This is a genomic window from Bifidobacterium ramosum (assembly GCF_009299505.1).
Taxonomy (GTDB): Bacteria; Actinomycetota; Actinomycetes; order Actinomycetales; family Bifidobacteriaceae; genus Bifidobacterium; species Bifidobacterium ramosum.
In genome coordinates this window covers 63,180-87,126 of sequence record NZ_WBSM01000003.1, presented here as the reverse complement: position 1 = coordinate 87,126, position 23,947 = coordinate 63,180, and the positions used below count along the sequence as shown (strand labels likewise).

At 65.4% G+C, this 23,947-nt stretch carries 17 protein-coding genes and 1 tRNA gene; 15 read left to right on the top strand and 3 right to left on the bottom strand.

Annotated elements, in window-relative coordinates; translation table 11 throughout:
- Both DSM100688_RS04525 and DSM100688_RS04520 read left to right on the top strand, forming a co-directional pair.
- Positions 1-339, top strand: coding sequence for a P-II family nitrogen regulator (locus DSM100688_RS04525; RefSeq protein ID WP_152357965.1), 339 nt, complete (start codon positions 1-3; stop codon positions 337-339).
- A 130-nt stretch (positions 340-469) separates the two neighbouring features.
- On the top strand, positions 470-2,308 hold the full coding sequence (locus tag DSM100688_RS04520; protein ID WP_152357964.1) for a [protein-PII] uridylyltransferase family protein: 1,839 nt from the start codon (positions 470-472) through the stop codon (positions 2,306-2,308).
- 284 nt (positions 2,309-2,592) lie between these two features.
- On the opposite strand, the gene DSM100688_RS04515 is transcribed toward DSM100688_RS04520, so the two are convergent.
- On the bottom strand, positions 2,593-4,221 hold the full coding sequence (locus tag DSM100688_RS04515) for an MATE family efflux transporter (protein ID WP_420837477.1): 1,629 nt from the start codon (positions 4,219-4,221) through the stop codon (positions 2,593-2,595).
- Positions 4,222-4,605: 384 nt separating this feature from the next.
- Between DSM100688_RS04515 and dnaB the strand changes: the two genes are divergently transcribed.
- The 3 genes from dnaB to DSM100688_RS04500 are packed head-to-tail and all read left to right on the top strand — an operon-like array spanning position 4,606 to position 8,350.
- Positions 4,606-6,051, top strand: coding sequence for a replicative DNA helicase (gene dnaB, locus DSM100688_RS04510; RefSeq protein ID WP_163146833.1), 1,446 nt, complete (start codon positions 4,606-4,608; stop codon positions 6,049-6,051).
- 1 nt (position 6,052) lies between these two features.
- Positions 6,053-7,573: a Mur ligase family protein gene (locus tag DSM100688_RS04505; RefSeq protein WP_152357962.1), complete on the top strand. Its 1,521-nt coding sequence runs from the start codon at positions 6,053-6,055 to the stop codon at positions 7,571-7,573.
- Between the two features lie 21 nt (positions 7,574-7,594).
- Positions 7,595-8,350 carry a type 1 glutamine amidotransferase gene (locus tag DSM100688_RS04500; protein WP_152357961.1) on the top strand — a complete coding sequence of 252 codons (756 nt, stop codon included), beginning with the start codon at positions 7,595-7,597 and terminating at the stop codon, positions 8,348-8,350.
- A 245-nt stretch (positions 8,351-8,595) separates the two neighbouring features.
- Here DSM100688_RS04500 and DSM100688_RS04495 read toward each other — a convergent pair whose 3' ends face one another.
- Complete coding sequence (locus DSM100688_RS04495; protein WP_152357960.1) at positions 8,596-9,537, bottom strand: AEC family transporter; 942 nt, start codon at positions 9,535-9,537, stop codon at positions 8,596-8,598.
- Between the two features lie 445 nt (positions 9,538-9,982).
- Here DSM100688_RS04495 and dapE point away from each other — a divergent pair, with 445 nt between their 5' ends.
- The 10 genes from dapE to nusG all read left to right on the top strand — a co-directional run bounded on the left by dapE (position 9,983) and on the right by nusG (position 21,784).
- Positions 9,983-11,251: a succinyl-diaminopimelate desuccinylase gene (gene dapE, locus DSM100688_RS04490; protein WP_163146834.1), complete on the top strand. Its 1,269-nt coding sequence runs from the start codon at positions 9,983-9,985 to the stop codon at positions 11,249-11,251.
- A gap of 434 nt (positions 11,252-11,685) precedes the next feature.
- On the top strand, positions 11,686-14,784 hold the full coding sequence (locus DSM100688_RS04485) for an Rne/Rng family ribonuclease (protein ID WP_152357958.1): 3,099 nt from the start codon (positions 11,686-11,688) through the stop codon (positions 14,782-14,784).
- Between the two features lie 174 nt (positions 14,785-14,958).
- Positions 14,959-15,267: a 50S ribosomal protein L21 gene (rplU, locus tag DSM100688_RS04480; protein WP_152357957.1), complete on the top strand. Its 309-nt coding sequence runs from the start codon at positions 14,959-14,961 to the stop codon at positions 15,265-15,267.
- A gap of 36 nt (positions 15,268-15,303) precedes the next feature.
- The gene (gene rpmA, locus DSM100688_RS04475) at positions 15,304-15,555 is read left to right on the top strand and encodes a 50S ribosomal protein L27 (RefSeq protein ID WP_152357956.1); all 252 of its coding nucleotides are present in this window, start codon (positions 15,304-15,306) and stop codon (positions 15,553-15,555) included.
- Positions 15,556-15,792: 237 nt separating this feature from the next.
- On the top strand, positions 15,793-17,472 hold the full coding sequence (gene obgE / locus DSM100688_RS04470; protein WP_152357955.1) for a GTPase ObgE: 1,680 nt from the start codon (positions 15,793-15,795) through the stop codon (positions 17,470-17,472).
- A 3-nt stretch (positions 17,473-17,475) separates the two neighbouring features.
- Positions 17,476-18,603 (top strand): glutamate 5-kinase, encoded by a 1,128-nt coding sequence (proB, locus tag DSM100688_RS04465; protein WP_152357954.1) that lies wholly within the window; start codon positions 17,476-17,478, stop codon positions 18,601-18,603.
- A 352-nt stretch (positions 18,604-18,955) separates the two neighbouring features.
- Positions 18,956-20,164 (top strand): pyridoxal phosphate-dependent aminotransferase, encoded by a 1,209-nt coding sequence (locus DSM100688_RS04460; protein WP_152358091.1) that lies wholly within the window; start codon positions 18,956-18,958, stop codon positions 20,162-20,164.
- Positions 20,165-20,585: 421 nt separating this feature from the next.
- A tRNA-Trp gene (locus DSM100688_RS04455) sits at positions 20,586-20,661 on the top strand.
- Between the two features lie 36 nt (positions 20,662-20,697).
- Positions 20,698-20,925 (top strand): preprotein translocase subunit SecE, encoded by a 228-nt coding sequence (gene secE / locus DSM100688_RS04450; protein WP_152357953.1) that lies wholly within the window; start codon positions 20,698-20,700, stop codon positions 20,923-20,925.
- A 28-nt stretch (positions 20,926-20,953) separates the two neighbouring features.
- Positions 20,954-21,784: a transcription termination/antitermination protein NusG gene (gene nusG, locus DSM100688_RS04445; RefSeq protein ID WP_152357952.1), complete on the top strand. Its 831-nt coding sequence runs from the start codon at positions 20,954-20,956 to the stop codon at positions 21,782-21,784.
- Between the two features lie 534 nt (positions 21,785-22,318).
- Here nusG and DSM100688_RS04440 read toward each other — a convergent pair.
- Positions 22,319-23,827 (bottom strand): C1 family peptidase, encoded by a 1,509-nt coding sequence (locus tag DSM100688_RS04440; RefSeq protein WP_152357951.1) that lies wholly within the window; start codon positions 23,825-23,827, stop codon positions 22,319-22,321.
- Positions 23,828-23,947 lie beyond the last annotated feature (120 nt).

Here is a 23,947-nt window from a genome sequence, read left to right as displayed (position 1 = left end):
ATGAAGCTCATCACCGCAATCATCCAGCCCCATAAGCTCGACGATGTCAAGGAAGCGCTCGCCGCGGCCGGCGTGCACGGCCTGACCGTCTCCGAAGCCAACGGCTACGGCCGCCAGCGCGGCCACACCGAGGTCTACCGCGGCGCCGAATACACCGTGGACCTGATCCCGAAGATCCGCATCGAGGTGCTGTCCGACGACGCCGACGCCGAAACCCTGGTCGACGTGATCGTCAAGTCTGCCGGCTCCGGCACCATCGGCGACGGCAAGGTCTGGGTCGCGCCGCTGGATTCCGTAACCCGCGTGCGCACCGGCGAGACCGGTTCCGCCGCGATCTGACAGACTCCCGGATCGTCGATCGGTCTGACGTCTGGCTTGTCGGTCGGCCGGTTCGGGCATCAGTAAGACAGATCCCCGCACGCAGCGTTACGCCGTGCGGGGATTTTTCGTAAGTGAGGAGCGGTCATCAATGACTTCGGCGGTCGATCAACTCAAAACGCGGTTCATGGACCTCAGCCAGCCCGACAGCGACGGCATCTACCGTAACGGCGCGGCCAAACGCAAGGCGCGCACCGAACTCGCGATCGGCGCGCTGCGGCAGTTGTGGTCCGAAGCGACCGCCGGCGTCTCGTTCGACGTGTCGCCGTCCGGCATCGGGCTCGCCGCCGTCGGCTCGCTCGCTCGCGGACAGATCGGCCCGTCATCGGACATCGACCTCGTCATCATCTACGAGCCGCACGCGATCAACGATCAGCAGCTCAACGAACTCGCCAACAAGATCTGGTATCCGATGTGGGACTCCGGACTCGACCTCGACCACTCCGTACGCACACGGCAACAATGCGAGACGGTCACTGACAAGGACCTGCCGGCCGCAATGGGATGGCTCGATGTGCTCCCGCTCGCCGGCGACACCGGATTGATCACCACCACCGCGGCGAGCATTCTTGAACGGTGGCGCAAAGCCGCGCGCAAACGCTTGCCGGAACTGCTCGAATCCGCCGACAAACGACTCAACGAATTCGGGCGGCTGCCGTACCTCAACCAACCGGACATCAAGGAGACACGCGGCGGACTGCGCGACTCGGTGCTCGTCTCCGCGCTCGCCGCGTCATGGCTTGCGGACCGGCCGCACGGCGCATACGACGAGGCGGTTAAAGCGCTGCTCGACGTGCGTGACTGCATCCACCTCGTCGCCAACAAGGACACGAACCTGCTCCTGCCGCCGTATCAGGCCAAAGTCGCGGCCATGCTCGGCTTCGCCGACCCGACCCTGCCCGAAGGGGAGCGCGAGGCGAAATCCATCGAGGACCTGCAGACGCGGCTCGCGCGCATCGGGCGCACGATCGCGTTCTCGCTCGACTCCACGGCCTCGCGCGCCGAGCATTCGCTCACGCACGAGCGGCCGCGGTTCTCGTTCTTCCAGATGATGACCCCGCGGGCGGGCGGCAAGCGCGAGGCTCCGAAATTCGAGGTGCTGGCGCCGGGAGTGGTCGCGCACGAGCGCGAGGTGGTGCTGGCGCCCGGCGTGGACCCGTCGCGCGACGCGACACTGGCGCTGCGGGCGGCGACCGCGGCCGCCGAGTTCGAGCTGCCGATCAACCCGGCCACGCTGATGAATCTGCGGCGGTGCCCGATCCGCGACTCGGTATGGAGCGACGAGGCACGTGGGCTATTCGTGCGGCTGCTGGCCTCGGGGCCGGCGCTGCTCGACGTGTGGGACGAGCTGGACTTCGTGGACATTCCTGGGCGGTGGATCCCCGAATGGCTGGGCATTCGCAACCGACCGAGCGCGTCGGCGGCGCACCGGTACACGATTGACCGGCATAGCGTTGAGGTGGTGACGCGGCTCGGGCGCGAGTCGGCGGCGGGGGCTGGCGGCGGCGAGCGGTACGACGACGCGCATTACACGGCGCTGCTGCTGGCCGGTTTGCTACACGACATCGGCAAACGGCCGTTCGTGACCGATCATGCGGCCGAGGGCGCGAAACATGTGCCGGTGATCCTGAAACGCATGGGCTTCCCGCCGGACATCGTGCGCTGGGCCACGATACTGGTGCGCGAACACCTGACCCTGTCGGAGTTCGCGACCGGACGCAACCCCTCCGATCCGGCGGTTGGCGACGAACTGGCCGGGCGGCTCGACCATGACCCGGTGCTGCTCGACATGCTGTTCGACCTGACCCGTGCGGACGGCTCCTCGCTCGGCGCGACGGCGGGTGAGCAGATCACCAAGCAGTACGGGTGGTCGAAATGGCGCGAATCGCTGGTGCGGGCCATGTACAACGCCACGCGCTACCACATGTGAGCGGCGTTGCGGGCGGGTTTGGCACGGACAGGGGCTTTTCGCAAACTGAGAGGCAGATTCCGATCTGTGCAGGAGTCTTTCTCCAAACTGAGAGGCAGATCGTCCTGTCAAAGCACCTGATTCACCCCATTAAGGGAGTATGGCGAGGGGCCTGATCGTCCTTGACCTGCCTCTCAGTTTGGAGAAAGATCTCTGCACTGCGGCAAATCTGCCTCTGAGTTTGGAGAAAGCTGAAGAAGGTCGGTCTATGACGGTCGCGACTGACGCGTGGATCGCCCCTCTGCTCACCGCATCCAGCGGTCGGCGCGGATACGCAGGCCGTTGAACAGGGCGCGGCCGCCGACGAACAGCACGTTGATGACGGCCCACAGCACGACCGTCCGGGCGGTGTCGCTCGTGATGAGCCAGCCGTCGAGCGCGTTGACGCCGACGAGCGCGGGCAGATAGACCGCGGTGGTCGCGGTGCAGCCGACCGCCAGATACCGGTAGTCGCCGGCGCCGATAAGAATGCCGTCGAGCGCCCACATCCACCCGCCGAGCGGCAGGAATACGGCCAGCACGATCATGCCGACAACGATCAGATGCTGTACGGCGGCGGTGGGGGAGAACAGGGGAGCGGCAAACACCCCGACAGTCGCCAGCGCGATGCCGATGACCGTGCCGCCGATCAATCCGGCGCGCCCGGTCGCGTCGGTCATGGCACGGGCCTGCGCGCGATGGCCGGCCCCCAATTCGGTGGCGACGAGCGTCTGCCCGGCGATGGCGATCGCGTCGAGCATGTTGATCACGAAATTCCAGCTCGAATTCACCGCCTGATATCCCGCCAAAACCTGCGTGCCCATGTGCGTGGCGAGCACCACCGTGCCCACCATCGACGTGCGTAACGCCAACGTGCGCACGAACAGCGGCGCTCCGTCGCCCGCCGTGTGCAGGATGCCGCCGAGCCGCGGCCGCCAGCTCGCGCCGTCCGCGCGCGCCCACGCCAGTGCGGGAATCAGCAGGAACACGCCCATGAACCACTGCGCGATCAGCGTCGCCGCGCCCGATCCGGCGATGCCCCAGCCCAGTCCGAACACGAACAGCAAGTCAAGCACCGTGTTCAGCACTGCGCCGCCGGCCGCCGCGACCAGCGTGATACGCACCTTCTGCAGCCCGCGGAAAATACCGTTCGCCGCGTAGACGAGCAGCATGCCCGGCAGTCCGAACACGATCGCACGCAGGTAGGCGACGGCGTTGACGAGCACGTCGCTGCGCGCGCCCATCGCCGCGCACAGCGGTTCGGCGGCGGCGAAGATCGCGCCCGACACGACCATGCCAATGATAAACGCAAGCCACAGCCCGTCGATGCCGGCCTCGAGTCCTTCGCGGCGGCGGCCGGCGCCGATGAGCCGTGCGACCTGCGACGTGGTGCCGTAGGCGAGGAACACGCACAGGCCGACCGTGGTGAGGATGATGGTCGAGCCGACGGACAGTCCGGCCAGCGCGGCGTCGCCGATATGGCCGACGATGGCGGTGTCGATGAGGATGAAGGCCGGTTCGGCGATGAGTTGGCCGAACGTGGGGACGGCCAGCGCGAGGATGCGGCGGTTGACGGATGGGACGACCGTTGCGTCGGCTGCTGGCTGCGTCTCCTTGCTCATGTCGTCCACCGTACTCATACGGGTGGCGAATGGTGATGCCTGGGGTGCTTGGCGGCGGAAAACGAACATGCATGGCGTGCGGATGTGTGTGTTGCTGTTCGGTTGTGGTTGGTTTGCGATGCTTACCATAGGTTTGACTTTGTGACAAATCGGAGAGGTGCGGTTGTGGACTTGTCCACTGGTTATCCCCAAGTTGTCCACAGAGTTATCCCCATTATGTGGATAACTTGGTGGATTATGCACCGTGTTATCCCCGGAATGTGGATAACTCACTTTCTGTTATCCACATCGCATCAATCCGAGCGTGTCGCGCAATCGACGGCAAGATGAACGTCAGGTGACCGATGTTCATATGATCCCGTTGCTACGTTCTTTGCCGTCTCTTTTTTCCCGACGGACAACCAGCCGAAAAGCGCGGTTAAATCGGCTGGTTGTCCGTGAAGAAGGGAGCGGGGGATTGTGATATCGCTTGAGCGCCTTATGGACTCTGTGCCTTGGCCCCTCAACGGACATCCAGCCGAAAAGCATGGTTGAATCGGCTGTATGTCCGTTAGGGGGGTGGAGCGGGGAGGAGCGGGACGGGACAGAACGGGACGGAGGGGCGGGGCCGCCGCCGGCCGCGCGCCCGATACGCGCGTGAACCTATACTCGGTAGCTATGGCAGACGGAACTACTTGGGACGATACCCGCGCCCGCAGCGGCGGCGCCAACAGCATTGGCAGCGGCCCGGCCGGCGACGGCGGCGCGCCGGTGCGCGACGCGCTGTTCGACCGCGTGCCGCCGCACGACGACGACGCGGAAATGGCCGTGCTCGGCGGCATGCTCATGAGCAAGGACGCGATCGGCGAAGTGTCGCAGATGATTGACGTCACCGACTTCTACCAGCCGAAGCATCAGACCATCTACGACGCGATCATCGGCCTGTTCTCCGCATCCCAGCCAGTCGACGTCGTCCTCGTCGCCAACAAGCTGCTCGCCGACGGCGACCTCGACAAGGTCGGCGGCGCGGACTATCTGCACAGCCTCGTCGCGTCCGTGCCGACCGCCGCGAACGCGACGTACTACGCCGACATCGTCCATCAGCGCGCCGTTCTGCGCAACGTCATCGCGGCCGGCACCAAGATCGCACAGCTCGGCTATTCGGCGGAAGGATCGCAGGCCGAGGACGTCGTGAATCTCGCGCAGGCCGAAGTGTACGAGATGAGCGTCGGCAAGGTGCGGCAGGACTACTCCGCGATCGGCCCGGTCGTCCACGACGCGCTCGACCAGCTCGACAAACTACAGAACGGCATGATGGAGAAGGGCGTGCCGACCGGCTTCCGCGACATCGACGACGTGACGCAGGGCCTGCAGCCCGGTCAGATGGTCGTCGTCGCCGGCCGTCCGGCCATGGGCAAGTCCACGCTCGGCATCGACTTCGCCCGCGCCGCCGCGCTGCACCACGGCATGACGTCGATCGTGTTCAGTCTCGAGATGAGCAAGGTGGAGCTCGCCCAGCGCATCATCTCCGCCGAAACGAACATCCCGCTCGCGGCGATGCGCCGCGCCGACGACATCACGCCGGAACGCTGGAACACGCTCAACAACTTTTGGAACAAGCTGCACGACGCGCCGCTGTTCATCGACGATTCGCCGAACATGTCCCTTATGGAGATCCGTGCGAAATGCCGCCGGCTCAAGCAGACCAACGATCTCAAACTCGTCGTCATCGACTACCTGCAGCTCATGACCTCCGGCAAGCATGTTGAAAGCCGCCAGCAGGAGGTGTCCGAGTTCTCGCGTGCGCTCAAGCTGCTCGCCAAGGAGCTCGAGGTGCCGGTCGTGGCGCTGTCGCAGCTGAACCGTGGTCCGGAAATGCGCAACGACAAGAAGCCGCAGCTGTCCGACCTGCGTGAATCCGGCTCGATCGAGCAGGACGCCGACGTGGTGTTCCTCGTGCATCGCCCGGACTTCTACGACAAGGAGGACCGGCCGGGCGAGGCGGACATCATCATGGCGAAGCACCGCAACGGTCCGACCGAGACGTTCCACTTGGCATTCCTCGGCGCGACGTCGAAGTTCAAGGACATGCCGCAGGACTACAACGCGAATCAGGGGGTGTGAGATGACCGACGATGTTCGGAACATTCGGCACGCGGCGTGGAACGCATTCGCGACGCCCGCGATCGGCAAGCTCGTGCGCGTGGCCGCCCGCGCGACCCGGCATGGCGGATCCGCGTTCCCCGGCAAGGTCGTCGAGCGGATCGATCCGGGATTCCTCGCGCGCACGCTCGCACAGCTGCCGCTCGGTGTGGTGCTCGTCTCCGGCACGAACGGCAAGACGACGACCACGCGCATGGTCGCCTCGATGCTGTCCGATCTGGGACTGCGCGTGTTCACGAACCCGACCGGCTCGAACTTCACGCGCGGCGTCGTGTCCGCGCTGCTCGAACGGGTGACGCTCGCCGGACGGCTGGACGCGGACATCGCGGTGCTCGAGTTGGATGAGGCGTACGCCGTGCACTTTGTGCGGCAGGTGCGCCCGCGGTACGCGTTGCTGCTCAACGTGATGCGCGACCAGCTGGACCGGTTCGGCGAGATCGACAACACCGCGCGGCTGCTCGGCCATGTCGCGGAGGCGACGACCGGCACCGTGGTATTGAATCGTGAGGATCCGCGCATCGCGACGCTCGCGGATCTCGTGTGCGAGCCGGGGGCCGGCGTGCGGTATTTCGGATTGAGCGACGATCTGCGCTCGTTCTTCCCGTCCGACGACGACATGGCGACGACCGTCGCCGTGGAAGGCGACGGATCTGCGGACGACTCGGCTGGCACGGCTGCGAACGGTACCGCAGACGACGCCGAGTCCGCAGGGGCACGTGACGCACGCGACACGTCCGCCGGTCGCAATGCGCTTCCCGCCGACGTGACGCTCACCCGCGTGGGCGACCACGAGGCCGACTTCCTGTTCGCCGGCGAGACGCAGCCACGCTCCACCACGGTCAGGCTCGAGGGTGTGTACAACCTGTACAACGCCGCCGCGGCGCTCGCCGTCGTGCGTGCGGTCGTCGCCGACGCGGGCCGCATCGTTCGCCCGTCAGGCAAGCCGGCCGACGGGTTCGCCGACCGTGTGCATACGTTCGCGCAATCCGGCACCGACGTCTCCGCGCTCCTCGCCGCCGTCGCCCACGTCACCCCCGCGTTCGGCCGCGGCGAAGTCATCGACGTCAACGGCAGTCCGACCGAACTGCTGCTCGTCAAGAACCCGATGGGATTCCGCCTCTCGCTCGCGAGCTTCCCGCCGACCGCCGACACCGACACGATGATCGTCATCAACGACGAATACGCCGACGGCCGCGACATGAGCTGGCTATGGGATGTCGACTTCACCAGTCTGCGTGAAACGGGCGTGAAACAGGTCTCCGGCGTGCGCGCGTGGGACATGGCCCTGCGCCTCGAATACGACCAGGTGCCGGTCGGCGCGGTCGACACCGACCTCGACGCCGCGCTCGCCGCGTTCGTACGCCCCGATCCCGCGCATCCGCACGCGCCCAAGCACATCTACTGCACGTACACCGCCATGCTCGCCGTACGCGCCGCGCTCGCCCGCATCGCCGACGTCCCCGACGCCGGCGTCGGCAAGTAAGTCCCTTCGGCAAAGGAAGTCATCATGACCACCATCGACATCATGTCCCTGTATCCGAAGGACATGAACATCTACGGCGACTCCGGCAACGTGCTCACCGTCACGCGCCGGCTCGCGCTGTACGGATACGAGCCGCGCGTCACCGCATACAACCAAGGCGACGACTGGCCCGACCACGTCGACATGATCCTCGGCGGCGGCGGGCAGGACACCGGCCAGAAGAAGATCATCGACGACTTCTTCCGCCGCGCTGACCTGTTGCGAACGTTGGCGGCCGACGGCGTGCCGATGCTCATGATCTGCGGCATGTACCAGCTGTTCGGCGAGTATTTCGAGACGGTCGACGGTACGCGGCTCGACGGCATCGGCGTGATCGGCGCGTACACGGTCGGCCAGAACGTGCGTATGATCGGCAACCTCGTCGAGCACAGCGACGACTTCGGCGACGTGATCGGCTACGAGAACCATTCCGGACAGACGTTTCTGCGCGACGGCGTGCGGCCGTTGGGGCGCGTGGACGCGGACGGCTGCGGCAACAACGGCGAGGATCACACCGAAGGCGCGCGCGTGCACAACGTGATCGGCACGTACATGCACGGGTCGCTGCTGCCGAAGAACCCGGCGATTGCGGATTTTCTGATCCGTACGGCCGTCGAGCGGCGGTATGGGGCGTTCGAGCCGGAGCGGCATCAGAGCGCTGCGCAGCGCGAGGCGATGGAGCGGCTCAACGCGATCGCCGAGCGGGCGCGTCGGGTGGCGGCATCGCGGCCGCGGTAGTGCTCACAACGGACAACCAGCCGATTCGGACGGTGGAATCGGCTGGTTGTCCGTTGAAGGGGAAAGGGAGCGTTGCGGGTACAGGGCTGTTGCAGGTGAAGCGTTGTTTGCTGCGGCCGTTGTTAGCAAGGTGAGTCTCTTCCTCCCTCTCCTCTCCTCAACGGACATACAGCCGTTTTCGCCACCCGAATCGGCTGTATGTCCGTTGAGGAGAGGCTGTGCCGCGACGGTTCATCGCGATGCCGCTAACTCAGCAGCGCGGCGATGATCGCGATGAACACCGGGCTCGTCAGCGTCGAGATCAGGATGCCGTCGCGCGCGAACGTAAGACCCACGTTGTAGCGCGCCGCGTAGTTGTACACGTTCTGGCCGGTCGGCAGCGCGGCGAGCACCACGCACGCGTACAGCACGTTGCCGCGGAAGCCCATCACGAAGTACGCGAGCAGGAACGCGATGATCGGCATCACGATGTTCTTCAACACCGCCACCGTGAAGATCGCCGGCACGTCGCCCTTCTGCTGCAACGGCTTCGTGCCGTGCAACGACATGCCGAACGCCATCAGGATCATCGGCACCGCGGACTCGCCGATCATGTTGATTGGGTCGTACAGGAAGTTCGGGATGAACCAGCCGGTCTTCGCGTTGACGGCCGACAGGGCGATGCCCAGCAGCGAGCCGATGAGCAGCGGCTGGTGCAGCGGCTGCGAAAGGATCGCCTTGGCCGACACCTTGCCCTTGGTGGTCACGTCGAGCGCGGTCAGGCCGATCGGCGTGAACAGGGCCTGCTGCATGACGAGGATCGGGGCGACGATCGCGCCGTTGCCGAGGATGTACGTGGCGATCGGCAGGCCGATGTTGTTCGAGTTGAGGTACAGCGAGTTGAGCGAGCCGATGATCGCGTCCGGCGCGCTCATGTGGAAGAACATGTGGTTCAAGATCAGGAACACCACGCCGACCAGCATCGCGGAGAAGAACGCCACGACGATCGATGAGTGGAAGATGTCGAAGATCGGCTCCTTCGAGAGGATCGCGAACATGAGGCACGGGCTCGACACGAAGAAGCTGAAGCGATTGAGCACCATCTGGGCAGTCGAACCGCCGATCTGCATGCGCGCGGCGATGTAGCCCGCCAGAATCACGATGCCGATGACGCAGAAGCCTTCCATCGCGCTCAGCAAACCCGTCATAATCCCTCTTTCCCGCTGCTCCCGGCCACACAAACGCAGCATTCGTCGCGGGCATTGCGTTGGTGTGCCCCGCGAACCTGAACCTATCCCCATATTGCCACACGCCGTCTAATTGTGCGGTGACATCTCATTGCGGACGGTTGCAGGCGGCGTCGGGAGGCTTCCTGCAAACTGAGAGGCACTTTTCGGCGTTTGTTGACGTCTTTCTCGCAACTGAGAGGCAGCCGTGCCCCCGAAAACCCGTCCTGACGGCATGATTATCGTGGTTTTTCGTGATTGTATCGAGGCCATGCTGCCTCTCAGTTTGCAGAAAGACCCCGGCAGAGGGTGTAATCTGCCTCTGAGTTTTGAGAAGGCTGGGGGGAGTTATCGGTTTTCGTGCCACGGCACCCGGGAAGTGGGACGAACGGGGGAGCCGCGGCCGAAACCCGCTACGATGAGGCGCATGACGAACGAACTGGCACGGCAGACAGCGACGGCAATCGGATTCGATAGGGCGGCGACGCGTGAGCAGGCGCTCGCGGCATTGCTCGCGCAGATCATGGGCGCGTACTCGGTGAGCGACGACGAAGGCCCCCTGGCCGATGCGGTTGAAACGTTCCTGCGCGCCCAGCCGCATCTGACCGTGCACCGCCACGGTGACACGGTCGTCGCGAGCACCTCGTTCGGCAAGCCGCAGCGTGTGATCCTCGCCGGCCACATCGACACGGTGCCGGTGATCGACAACTTCCCGCCGCGCTGGCTCGAACCGGGCGATCCGCTGATCCGCGAGGACGTGGCCGCCGCGCATCCGGGCGAACGCGTGCTGTGGGGGCGCGGCGCGACCGACATGAAGGCGTCGGACGCGGTGATGCTGTATCTGGCCGCGGTGCTGAACGGCGGCGGGGATGGCCGCGACGGCGGCGCGAACCGCGGCGTCGACCCGAACTACGACCTGACCTATGTGTTCTACGACCATGAGGAGGTCGCGGCCGAGAAGAACGGCCTGCGCAAGGTGGTCGAGGCGCATCCGGACTGGATCACCGGCGATTTCGCGATCATCGGCGAACCGACCGACTGTGGCATCGAGGGCGGGTGCAACGGCACGATGCGGTTCGACGTGGTCACGCACGGTGTGGCCGCGCATTCGGCGCGCGCGTGGATGGGCGAGAACGCGATCCACAAGGCCGCGGAGGTGCTGCGTCGGCTTGCCGCGTATGAGCCCGCCGACGTGCCGGTGGACGGGCTCGTCTACCGTGAGGGCGTCAACGCAACACTGATCTCCGGCGGCAAGGGCACGAACGTGATCCCCGACGAGTGCCGCGTGCACGTGAACTACCGGTTCGCGCCCGACAAGACGATCGCTGAGGCCAAGGCGCTCATGATGGGCTCGGACTGCGGCGCCGAGCTGGGCAACGGCGAGCACATGGCGACCGGCGGCATGTTCGCGGGGTTCGGCATCGAGATGAAGGACGAGTCGCCGAGCGCCCGACCCGGCATGGACTCGCCGCTGGCGGCTTCGCTGGCGCGGCTGGTGCGCGAGCGTACGGGCCGCGAGCCGCTCGCCAAGCTCGGCTGGACTGACGTGGCCCGGTTCGCGATCCTTGGCATACCTGCCGTGAACCTTGGTGCCGGCAGTCCGCTCCTCGCCCACAAGCACGACGAGCAGCTCCCCGAATCCGAGCTCGCCCTTCTTGCCGACATCCTGGAGGAATGGCTCATCGGCGTCGAATAAACATCGTCGGGCGTGGCGTGGCTGCGGAATTGAGCTTGCTCGATCGCCATCATCACTCAGTGCGCGCAATCGGCGTATCGACGCGCACTGAGTGATGATTTGGATCGTCGTTTCGTCACTCAGTGCGCGCCACGGTGCCGATTGCGCACACTGAGTGACGGTTCCGGCCGTCTGCTCGCCCGAACCGCACCCCCGAACGCCGTGCGACGCGCGCACTGTCGCATGATTTCGCGGTTGTTCACCGGACGTCAATTTTTGTGTCATACTTGAATGCGGTGGTTCTGCAAGCCGCCGAGCATCCGATGGCGTCGATCCCCTCGCGTGGTTCTTTCCGCGGGGCTGGTGTCCGCCGTCGCAGCATTGACTTTTTGACCGGTGCTTCATATGGGCGCAATCGATGCGCGGCCACGGTGAGAGCGTGGTGTGACGACCGTATGGGGCTTGACATAAGGCGGTGCGATTGCAGCGCAGCGCCGAGGAGCATTGTGCCCAGCGTGAATAATGAGGGGCTCGGCGAAGCCGCAGCCGCAGATAATACCGTATCCACAACCGCATCGTCCGCCGCTGATTCCAGTGGTCAGGGTCAGCCCGCGTCATCCGCGGCGTCGCTCCCGTCGGTGTCTGCATCACAGCCCGTGGCGCCGCGTCGCCGTCGTGGCGGCCGCCGCGTCGTGCGTGGTGCCGGTGCCGCCGGTGCCGCCGTCGAACTGACGGTGCAGGAGCATGCCGCGCCGCTGTTCGAGGAGCCGCGCGTTGCCGACATCGTGGCGGCCGAGGCCGCGTCCGCGGCGAAGGATTCCCGCACGTCGTCCGGTGATGGCGATGCACAGTCGAGTGATGATGATTCGTCGGTCCGTCGTCCGTCGCGGTCCGTCGGCCGCCGCCGTGCCGCCGCACATACCGCGGATGATGGCGACGCGAGCGACAGCCGTGCCGATGCGCCGCGTGCGAACGGTCGCCGTGACGATCATGATGGCGACGACCGTGATGACGATCAGCCGTCGCGCCGCGTGCGTTCGCGCCGTCGCCGTGCGTCCTTTGACGACGAGTACGACGCGCGGTATGACGAGCCGCAGTCCGGCCGTTCGCGCCGTCGTGGCCCGGTGTCGGATTACGAGCCGTTCGATACGCGTGACGATCGCGATGATCGCGGCGATGCCGCGTCGCGTCGCCGCACGCGTTCCCGTGACGATGCGTCGGGTGACGAGCGCGCGTTCGACGCCGTCGACCTGCTGCCGATCGACCATGACGCGTCGCCGCGTGGCGTGCGTCCGATGACGTCGCTGCTGTTTCAGGAGCCGGTGCTGCCGGCGGTTGCCGCGCATGCGGATCGTAGCCGTGCCGCCGATCGCGATGACGAGACCGCCGATGCCGGCCATGACGATGATCGTGACGCGGGAGCGTCGCGTTCGTCGCGTCGTTCGCGTCGCCGTCGCGGTGCATCCACCGATGTGACGGTGGCGTCCGACGCCGCGGTCGATCGTCCGTCTGACGACGATCGTGCCGGCCGTTCCGCCGACGATGCTGACGCGCAGGACGATACGGCTGCGTCCGGCCGTTCGCGCCGTTCGCGTCGACTGAACGCGCAGGAGCGCCGCGCCGCCGCCGAGGTCGAGCAGATCGAGGAGGACCTCGAGTTCGACGACATCACGTACGCGCCGATCACCGAGGAGGATCTGTCGGAGGGGCCGACCCGTTCCCGTCGTCGCCGTCGCCGCGGCGGTCGTGACGCCGCACGTGACACCGAGCGCGACACCACCGAATCGGACGAGTCATCGTCCGCCGACGCCGACGACCGTGATCGTGACGCGGATACGCCGCGCCGTCGCCGCGACGACGAAGACAACGAGGGCGAGGAGTCGACCGTCACCCGTCGTCGCCGTCGTCGCCGTTCCAAGTCGGGTGAGGAGGCCGTCGAGGAACTCGCGCCGCGACGCTCGCGTAAGCAGCAGTACATCGACGAGATCACTGATATCGAGGGCTCCACGCGACTCGAGGCGAAGAAGCAGCGCCGCCGCGACAACCGCCGCGAGCGCAGCCGCCAGTCGCAGCTCATGGAACAGGACTTCCTCGCGCGCCGCGAGAACGTCGAACGGCTCATGGTCGTGCGTGAGCGCGGCCGCCACACGCAGATCTCGGTGATCGAGGACAACGTGCTCGTCGAGCATTACGTGTCCGACATCCAGGAAGTCGCGACGGTCGGCAACGTGTATCTCGGCCGCGTGCAGAACGTGCTGCCGAGCATGGAGGCCGCGTTCGTCGACATTGGTCAGGCGCGCAACGGCGTGCTGTACGCGGGCGAGGTCAACTGGGACGCGGCGCGTCTCGACGGCCAGCCGCGACGCATCGAGCTGGCGTTCAAGTCGGGTGATCCGGTACTCGTGCAGGTCACCAAGGATCCGATCGGCCACAAGGGCGCGCGCCTGACCTCGCAGGTCACGCTCGCCGGCCGTTTCCTCGTGCTCGTGCCGTCCGGCGGCATGACCGGCGTGAGCCGCAAGCTTTCCGACCGCGAACGCAGCCGCCTCAAGAACATCGTGTCGAAGATCGCGCCGAAGGACATGGGCGTGATCATCCGCACGGCCGCCGAGGGCGCGTCCGAGGAGGCGATCGTCAAGGATCTCGAAAGCCTCGTGCGCCAGTGGGAGCGCATCACCGCCAAGCGCGACGAGTTCCTGCACGGCCGCCGTCCGAAGCTGCTGCAGGGCGAGCCGGACGTGGCGATCCGCGTGGTGCGCGACATCTTCAACGACGACTTCAAGCAGATGATCGTCGAGGGCGACAAGGTGTACGAGCGCATCGAGGAGTACCTCGAGACAATGGCCCCCGACCTGCGCGACAAGCTCGTCAAGTGGGATCCGGCCGAGCACAACGGCAAGGACGTGTTCGACAAGTGGCAGATCGACTCGCAGCTCCGCAAGGGCATGGAACGTCAGGTGTACCTGCCGTCCGGCGGCTCGATCGTCATCGACCGCACCGAGGCCATGACCACGATCGACGTGAACACCGGCCGCTTCATCGGCCGCGGCAAGTCGCTCGAGGAGACCGTGACCCGGTGCAACCTCGAGGCGGCCGAGGAGATCGCGCGCCAGCTGCGGCTGCGCGACATCGGCGGCATGGTGATGATCGACTTCGTCGACATGGTCATGCCGGCGAACCGCGACCTTGTGCTGCGCCGTCTGGTCGAATGTCTGGCGCGCGACCGCACCAAGCACCAGGTGGCGGAGGTCACGTCGCTCGGCCTTGTACAGATGACGCGCAAGCGCATCGGCCAGGGCCTTGTGGAGGCGTTCTCCGAGGAGTGCCCGACCTGCAAGGGCCGCGGCTTCATCCTGCACGACGAGCCGACCGTGAACGCCGACTACGACGACCCGTACGCGCTCAAGGGCGGCGATCCGTTCATCAAGACGAACAAGCACGGCCGTGGCACGGATGTGCAGGTTCCGCAAGGATCCTCGCCGGACGTGAAGGCCAAGCTCGCCGCGATCGCCGCGGCCGCCGTCGCCGCGAACAACGCCGACGGCGAGGAGTGATCGACTCCTGTTCGACGCCATAATTTAAGATATTCCGGGTGTGTCGCGATTGACACGCCCGGAATTCAACTTGCGTTAGTACATAGGTCGGTGTACGTTAGATAGTCGGTGTCTGACCAGCGGCTTGCGTGCGTCAGGCAAGTAGCTTTATAACACCATAGCAAGGAACGAAGAATGTACGCGATTGTGAAGGCCGGTGGCCATCAGGAAAAGGTCGAGGTCGGTGACGTGATCCTCGTGAACCGTCTCGACGCCAAGAAGGGCGATGCCGTGGAGTTCCCGGTTGCCCTCGTTGTCGACGGTGCCAAGGTCACCCTGTCCGCCGCTGATCTGGCGAAGGTGTCCGTCAAGGCCGAAGTTGTTGACGATGAGGCCAAGGGCCCCAAGATCAACATCATGAAGTACAAGAACAAGACCGGCGTTGCCCGTCGCAAGGGTCACCGCCAGAAGCTGACCGCCGTCAAGATCACGGCGATCGCCTGATTTCAGGCTTGGGCTTAGGACCGAAAGGAACAGATCATGGCACACAAGAAGGGCGCTTCCAGCTCGCGCAACGGTCGCGATTCTAACGCGCAATACCTCGGCGTGAAGAAGTTCGGCGGCGAAGCCGTCGTGGCCGGCAACATCATCATCCGCCAGCGTGGCACCAAGTTCCACCCGGGCGAGAACGTCGGCATGGGCAAGGATCACACCCTGTTCGCCCTCACCGACGGCAGCGTGAAGTTCGGCGTTCGCCGCGACCGCAAGGTCGTCGACGTGATCGCCGCCTGAGACTGATTGGGTCTTCTAGGGCCGCACCGGTTGCCGGTGCGGCCTTTTTTGTACGGACTTCTGGTTCCCGGGATTGCGCCTGATGATCCCGGGAACCAGAAACGTAACATTTTCTATCATTATGTGACCTTGATATTGGCGGTATTGCGGGGATCGCTCCATACAATCGAACATCACGCAATTCCCGGGATGCGTCCGCCGGAATCCCGGGAACTGAGAGCAAGGTAGGGTATATCTATGAGTGATTTTGTGGATCGCGTGACCGTCCACGTCAAGGGCGGCGACGGCGGCAACGGTTCCGCCGGCATCAAGCGCGAGAAGTACAAGCCGCTCGCCGGCCCGAACGGCGGCAATGGCGGCGACGGCGGCTCCGTCATCTTCGAGGCGACGCGCAACGCGAACAGCCTGCTCGACTACCGTTTCGTGCCGCACCGCGCGGCCGGCAATGGCACGATGGGCCTCGGCGACACCAAGGACGGTTCCAAGGGCGCCGACCTGATCCTGCCCGTGCCCGTCGGCACGGTGATCTTCGAGGCCAAGGGCCAGACCGGCCAGTCCAAGCGCCCCGGCGAGCAGCTCGCCGACCTGCGCCACGAGGGCGACCGGTTCGTTGCCGCATACGGCGGCGCGGGCGGTCTCGGCAACGCGGCCCTCGCGAATCGCACCCGCCGCGCTCCGGGCTTCGCGCTGCTCGGCGAACTGGGCGAGGAACGCGACGTGATCCTCGAACTCAAGTCGATCGCCGACGTCGCGTTGGTCGGCTTCCCGTCGGCCGGCAAGTCCAGCCTGATCGCCGCGATGAGCTCGGCCAAGCCGAAGATCGCGGACTATCCGTTCACCACGCTTGTGCCGAACCTCGGCGTGGTCATGGCCGGCGACGCGCGCTACACGATCGCCGACGTGCCGGGTCTGATTCCGGGCGCGTCCGAGGGCAAGGGCCTGGGCCTTGAGTTCCTGCGCCACATCGAGCGCACGGAGATCATCGCTCACGTGATCGATTGCGCCACGCTCGAGCCGAACCGTGATCCGATGGCCGATTACGAGGCGCTCGAGCACGAGCTGGCCGAGTACGCCGACAAGCTCGAGCTGCCGCTGGGTGCGATTCCGATTCCGGATCGCCCGCGCATCATCATCCTCAACAAGATCGATGTGCCGGAGGCCAAGGAGCTGGCCGATTTCGTGCGTCCGGACTTCGAGAAGCTCGGCTTCAAGGTCTTCGAGGTGTCCACCGCCTCGCATGCGGGTCTGAAGGAGCTCGGCTTCGCGCTGGCTGCGATGGTCGCGGACATGCGGGCCGAGGTCGCCAAGCGCGAGCAGGCCGAGGAGGAGACCCGCGTGGTCATCAAGCCGCTCGAGCAGGGCGGTCGCCGCCGTCGCCGCGCCGACGAGGGTGGCAGCGCGCTCGACTTCACCGTGGAGCGTCGCGAAAGTGCGGATGGCGCGCAGTTCTGGTTCGAGGTGCGCGGCACCAAGCCGGAGCGTTGGGTCATGCAGACGAACTTCGACAACGACGAGGCCGTGGGCTATCTCGCCGACCGCCTCGCCAAGCTGGGCGTGGAGGACGAGCTGCGCCGCCAGGGCGCGAAGCCGGGCGACGAGGTGCGCATCGGCCGTGGCCCGCGTGCGGTCGAGTTCGACTGGGATCCGACGATCGCGGCCGGCGCGGAGATGCTGGACGGCGCGCAGCTGGGCGCCCGTGGCAAGGATCTGCGACTCGAGAGCGAGGAGCCGGGCGGCCGTCGCCGTACGAACTCCGAACGTCGCCGCCAGTACCACGAGATGATGGACGCGCGCGCGGCCGTGCGCGAGGCGATGGCCGCGGAACGTGCGGCCGGCCACTGGGCCGATCCGTCCGTCGACGACGACCGTCACGACGAGACGAGCCTGTTCGGCCGCGGTGATACGGACGAGGAGTAGTCCATGCCTACGGAAGCCGAGGTACGCCGTGCGATCGCGGCTGCGCAGACCGTCGTCGTCAAGGTCGGATCGAGTTCGCTGACCCAGCCGTCCGGTCATCTGGACGCCGGCAAGTTGGGCGCACTCGTCGCCGCGCTGTCGGCGGCCGTGCGCCAGGGTGCGCGCGTCGTGCTGGTGTCGTCCGGTGCGATCGCGGCCGGTTTCGGTCCGCTCGGCTTCGACTCTCGGCCGACCGACGTCGCCACGCAGCAGGCGACCGCAGCGGTTGGCCAAGGTCTGCTTATGGCCCAGTACGAGGCCGCGTTCGGCCGGTTCGGCGTGCGCGTCGGGCAGATCCTGCTCACCGCCGAGGATACGATCCGACCGCAGCAGTATCGCAACGTGCAGCGTACGCTCGGCCGGTTGCTCGATCTCGGCGTGGTGCCGATCGTCAACGAGAACGATTCGCTGGCGAGCAACGAGATTCGGTTCGGCGACAACGACCGGCTGTCGGCGCTCGTGGCGAATCTCGTGCGGGCCGACGCGCTCGTGCTGCTTACGGATGTGGATGCGCTATATACCGCGCCGCCTTCCGAGCCGGGGTCGCGGCGGATCGCGTTCGTGCCGGATGTGGTCGAGACGCTGGGCAACGTGCGCATCGGCGGATCGACGTCCGGCGTGGGGACGGGCGGCATGGTGACCAAGTTGGAGGCGGCGCGTGTGGCGGCGGTGTCCGGCATCCCGGCCGTGATGACGTGCGCGCGGTTCGCCGGGCCTGCGCTGATGGGCGACCCGGTGGGCACGGCGTTCGCGCCGGTCAAGCAGCGCGGATCGTCGCGGCGGCTGTGGATCGGGTTCGCGGCGAATCCGCGCGGGGCGCTGGTGGCCGATGCGGGTGCGGCCGCGGCGGTGCGCGGCGGGCGGGCGAGCCTGCTGGCGGCGGGCGTGCTCGAGGTGCACGGCGAGTTTTCGGCGGGCGATCCGGTGTGGATCGACGACGAGGCGGGTACGCATCTGGCGCGCGGTCTGGCGGGCTTCGACTCCGAGGAGATCCCGCAGATGCTGGGCCGCACCACCACGCAGCTCAAGCGCTTTCTGGGCGAGGAATACGCCCATCCGCTCGTCCACCGCGACAATCTGGTGCTGCTCTGACCCGTGTAGCGGACATACAGCCGATTTGTAGCTCGGTTTCGGCTGTATGTCCGTTGGAGATGAGAGCTTGCCGAGAGTGCGGCGGCCATCATCGCTGATATGTCATAACCTCTAACGGACATACAGCCGAAATCAGGCTACAAATCGGCTGTATGTCCGTCAAAGGGGAGGTCACATATTCCCAAAAATCGCAGTCATCGCAACATGCTCTCGCCTCCCAACGGACATACAGCCGAAACCGGGGTGCAAATCGGCTGCATGTCCGTTGAGGGGATGGGGATTCGGGGACGATGGAACGCCGCGACACCCTTGAGAAACATCGCGTGCGGGGTTTATCTTAGAAGCCATGACTATGGCTGATTGGCAGACTCTTTCCGACCGTATCAACAACGTGGCACCCAGCGCGACGCTGGCCGTCGACGCCAAGGCGAAGGCCATGAAGGCCGCCGGACTCGACGTCATCGGCTTCGGCGCGGGAGAGCCGAACTTCCCGACCCCCGACTACGTCGTCGACGCGGCCGCCGCGGCCTGCCGCGACCCGAAGAACTACCAGTACACGCCGACCCCCGGCCTGCCCGAGCTGCGCGAGGCGATCGCCGTCAAGACGCTGCGTGACTCCGGCTACGAGGTCACCGCCGATCAGGTCGTCGTGACCAACGGCGGCAAGCAGGCCGTCTACTCGACGTTCCAGGTGCTGCTCAACGACGGCGACGAGGTCATCATCCCGACCCCGTACTGGACCAGCTACCCGGAGGCCGTCAAGCTCGCCGGCGGCAAGCCGGTGCTCGTGTTCGCCGGCGGCGACCGTGGCTTCGAGCCGGACCTCGCCGCACTGGAGGCCGCCCGCACCGAGCGCACCAAGGCGATCATCGTCAACTCGCCGAACAACCCGACTGGCGCGGTCTGGTCGCCCGAAACGATCAAGGGCATCGCGCAGTGGGCCATCGACCACCACATCTGGATCATCTCCGACGAGATCTACGAGCACCTCAACTACGACGACGCGAAGACCACGTACATCGGCGCGGCCGTGCCGGAATGCCGTGACCAGCTCATCGTGCTCAACGGCGTCGCCAAGACGTATGCGATGCCCGGCTGGCGCGTCGGCTGGCTCATCGCGCCGGTGCCGGTCGCCAAGGCCGCGTCCAAGCTGCAGGGACACATGACGTCGAACGTGGCGAACGTGTCGCAGCGTGCGGCGATCGCGGCCGTGTCCGGCCCGCTCGACGCCGTGTACGCGATGCGTGAGGCGTTTGACGCGCGTCGCAAGGCGATCGTCGCCGCGCTCAACGACATCGACGGCGTGGTCTGCCCGACGCCGACCGGTGCATTCTACGCGTTCGCCGACGTGACCGGCCTGCTCGACCGTCCGCTGGGGGAGCGGGGCACCGTGTGCGCAAGCTCCTCCGAACTCGCCGCCGCGCTGCTCGACGAGGCCCACGTGGCCGCCGTGCCGGGCGAGGCGTTCGGCGCCCCCGGATACCTGCGCTTCTCCTATGCGCTCGCCGACGACCAGCTCGCCGAAGGCATGCGCCGTTTCAAGGAATGGACGAGCCGTTAAGCGCGAAGCCCGGTGGGCTTCGCGTAGGCGAGTCTCGAGTGAGGCCGATAGGCCGAACGAGAGCAGACTTGAGCCCGAGCGTAGCGAGGCCAGCTGTTGCTGGACCGAACCGTTAAGCGAACAGCCCAGTGGGCTGTTCGTAGGTGAGCCCTGAGCGAGGCCGGTAGGCTGAACGAAGGCAGGATTGAGTCCGAGCGTAGCGAGGTCAATAATTGCAGGACCGAGGCGTAAGCGCTGCAAATCAGCGTCGCCAGTCGGTGCGAGACATGCCGTACAAACGTTGAAATCCCGTGGTTTTTCCACGGGATTTTTTCGTACGATTGGACGAAATCGCCATCATCCGCTACTATATCGCCTTGGCGGTTTTTGCCGGGCGTAAGCGTCCTGTCGTTCAGGTTCGCTAGCATGGCAGAGTTCACCTAGGGAAGTGGCGCAATTGGTAGCGCAACGGTCTCCAAAACCGTAGGTTGTGGGTTCGAGTCCCGCCTTCCCTGCCAAGTCTTCTTGATGAATATGCGATCGTAAGGATGGTTATGGCGAAAGCAAGCAAGGCCGTCTCGGCAAAGAAACCAAATGTCTTTATGCAGATCGGCTTGTTCATCAAGCAGATCATCGACGAACTTCGTAAGGTCGTTACTCCCACCGCCAAGGAACTGTTCTTCTGGTCGCTGGCCGTGTTCATTTTCGTGCTGTTCCTCATGGCGCTCGTCACGGGTATGGACTTCGGTCTGGGCAAGCTCGTGCTGTGGATTTTCGGCTGATCTGATCAACCTGAAGGTGAATTGACGCATGAATGATGAAGTGAATCTCGAAAACCTCGACGGGCTTGACGAGAACGCCTCCGTTGTTTCCTCCGACGATGCCGTGGCCGATGCGGCCGACGTGACCGAGACCGCTCCCGTTGCGACGGACGGCGAGGCCGACGTCGACGAGACGACCAGCGAGATCGCATCCGACGATGCCGATGCGTCCGCCGACGCCACGGATGATGACGAAGTCGAGGATGCCGGCGCGAAGGCCGTCGCCGATTTCAAGGAATCGCTGAAGACCCTCGAAGGCAACTGGTACGTGCTGCATACGTACTCCGGCTACGAGAAGCGCGTCAAGACCAACGTCGAGTCCCGTATCGTCAGCTTCGGCCTCGAAGACAAGATCTTCCAGATCGAAGTACCGATGGAGGAAGTCGAGAAGCACACCGACAAGGGCAAGAAGATCATCACCCGCGTGCGTGTGCCCGGTTATGTGCTGATTCGCATGTGGCCGGATGAGGATGCTCGCCGCATCGTCCGCGAGACCGAAGGCGTGACCGGCTTCGTCGGCCCGACCAAGGATCCGGCTCCGCTCACGCGCAAGGAAGTCGTTGAGATGATGGCCCCGATGATCGCGTCCGAGGCGCTCAAGAAGGCCGGCGATAAGCCCGCCGTCGCCAAGAAGCGCACCGTCGAGGTGTCCTACGCGGTCGGCGATCAGGTCACCGTCACCGACGGCCCGTTCACCACGATGGCCGCCGTCGTCTCCGACGTCGAGCCCACCACCCAGAAGCTCACCGTGCTCGTGTCCATCTTCGGCCGCGATACGCCGGTGGAGCTGGGCTTCAACCAGGTGGAGAAATTACAGTAAATCACATAACGGAGCGTATACTGCCTTTCTTCACCGCTCGGCGTACGAAGTACGCCTTCGGGTTCAGACGGCAGTCTCCGCACGCGTTATGTGATTTCCACCGATGGAGGCGTTGTCCCGGGATGTTCCGGGGCAACGCCTCTTTCGTTTTTCTGACGGACATACAGCCGATTCGGACGGCGAAAGCGGCTGGATGTCCGTGAAGGGAAGAAGCTATAAGGGCTTTGGGTCGTTCCAGACGCCACACGCCTCACCCTGACGGACAACCAGCCGCTTTCGCCGTCCGAATCGGCTGTATGTCCGTTAGGGGTGAGGGCGTGTACCCGCAGAGGCCGTGAGCGTGTGGCGGCTGGGCGTTCCTTGGGGATCGGGCTTCTTCCGCCTACGGGCATACGGCCGATTTGGACTGAAAAACGGCTGGTTGTCCGTAAAGGTGAAGCGGTATGGCGCCAAGGAACGTTCCTCAGGACGCCAGCTTCGTTCCTCTACGGACAACCAGCCGTTTGCTCATTCCAAATCGGCCGTATGTCCGTTTCAGCGACAGGGCCTGGTGAGGGGCTGCCAGGGGTCGAGCTGGACCGGCTCGGCGGTGAGCAGCGCGCGCGTGGCCTCGTCGAGGAAGTCCTTGCGGATGATGATCTCGGTCACGAAGCGGTCGAACCACGCGTCGGACATCACGTAGTAGCCGTCCACGCCGTTGTCCTTGCCCCAGCTGTTCTCGACCTTCCAGCGGTTCGGCTTGCCGTCCTCGCCGAGGTTCACGCCGGTGAACGTCATCGCGTGGTTGCTCGGGCTGTCGCCGTATTCGAGGCCGTCGGCCTTGTCGAGCGGGAAATCGGTGCCGAACAGGCGGTCCACGCGCACGACGGACTGGTCGAAGAAGCCGGCGTCGCGCAGCGAGAACTGCATGCAGTCGCACGCGAACCAGATCGGATGACCGGCCGTCAGCTGGTCGATCGCGGCCTTCTTGAACACATCGAGCGGCACGTTGACGAACTCCATGTCGCCGGCCTCGGCCACGTTCGCGGAATACTTGATGACGTAGCGCTTGCCGAACGGCGTGCGCTCCATCGGCGAGTTGCACAGCGACGCGAAGTCGTTCACGTCGACCGGCACGTACTTCCTGTAGAACTCGAGCGGCGTGATGCCGGTTTCGCGGATGACCGGACGGTCGTCGATGCCGGAGTGCTTGTCGCCCTTGCATCCGCAGGACTTGCCGGACTCGCACGTGCAGTCGTCGCCGCAATCGCAGGACTCGGCGGCCTGATGATCGTCCTTGCAGCAGCCCTCGGCCTTCTTGCAGCAGTCCTTGCCGCCTTTCTCGGCCTTGTCGTCGCCCTTGGTGCGGGCGATCCAGTCGAACTTCGCCGGCGGCTCGCCGAGCGAGATCGCGCAGATGCGGTACACGACCAACATCTCCTCGTCCTTCGCCGCGCGCAACGCCTCGACCGGCTCGCCGGCCGCGTGACGGCGGCGCAGCTCGGCCGCGAAACCGTGCAGCTTCGAGTTGAGGTACTGCTTGAACGCGCCGGAATCGGTGGAGTTGGCGGACTCCGGGTAGGCGCTCTTCGGCACGAGGCCGTACTTGTTCACCAGCGCGGCGAACATCTGCCACCAGCCGCCGTCGTCGGACGGGCCGTAGTTGATGGCCTCGAAGACGCGACTGTCGGTCGGCTCGTCGAGTGTGGCGAGCACGTTCTCGAGGTATGTGTTGGACTTCTCCATGGCGTCCCAGAAGAACAGGTAGGTCTCGGAGAACTCGAAGTCCTCGAGGTTCCAGCGGTGCATGAGCTCGTAGCGCAGCGTGTTGAGCGAGGCGAACATCCAGCAGCGGCCGGAGTGCTTCTGGTTGGTGATCGAGCCCTGCTTGAGCTCGATCGAGAAGTCGCGCGGCAGTTCGCGGGCGCCGCGATAGTCGGTGGCGGCCTTGAGGACACCGGACGAGACGGCGGCGTCGGCGGCGACGAGGTTGGCGCGGTCGGCGTTGAAGTCAGCGGCGTACTTGGACAGCAGCTCGGGTTTGATGGCTACGTTGCTTGGCATGGGTTGGTTCCTTTGGATGGATGATAAACGGTGGTTGCCGGGTGGGTGTGCTCCCCTCAGCCAGCTTCGCTGACAGCTCCCCTCAGGACGGGGAGCCGGGACGGAGCCACGTACAGGCGG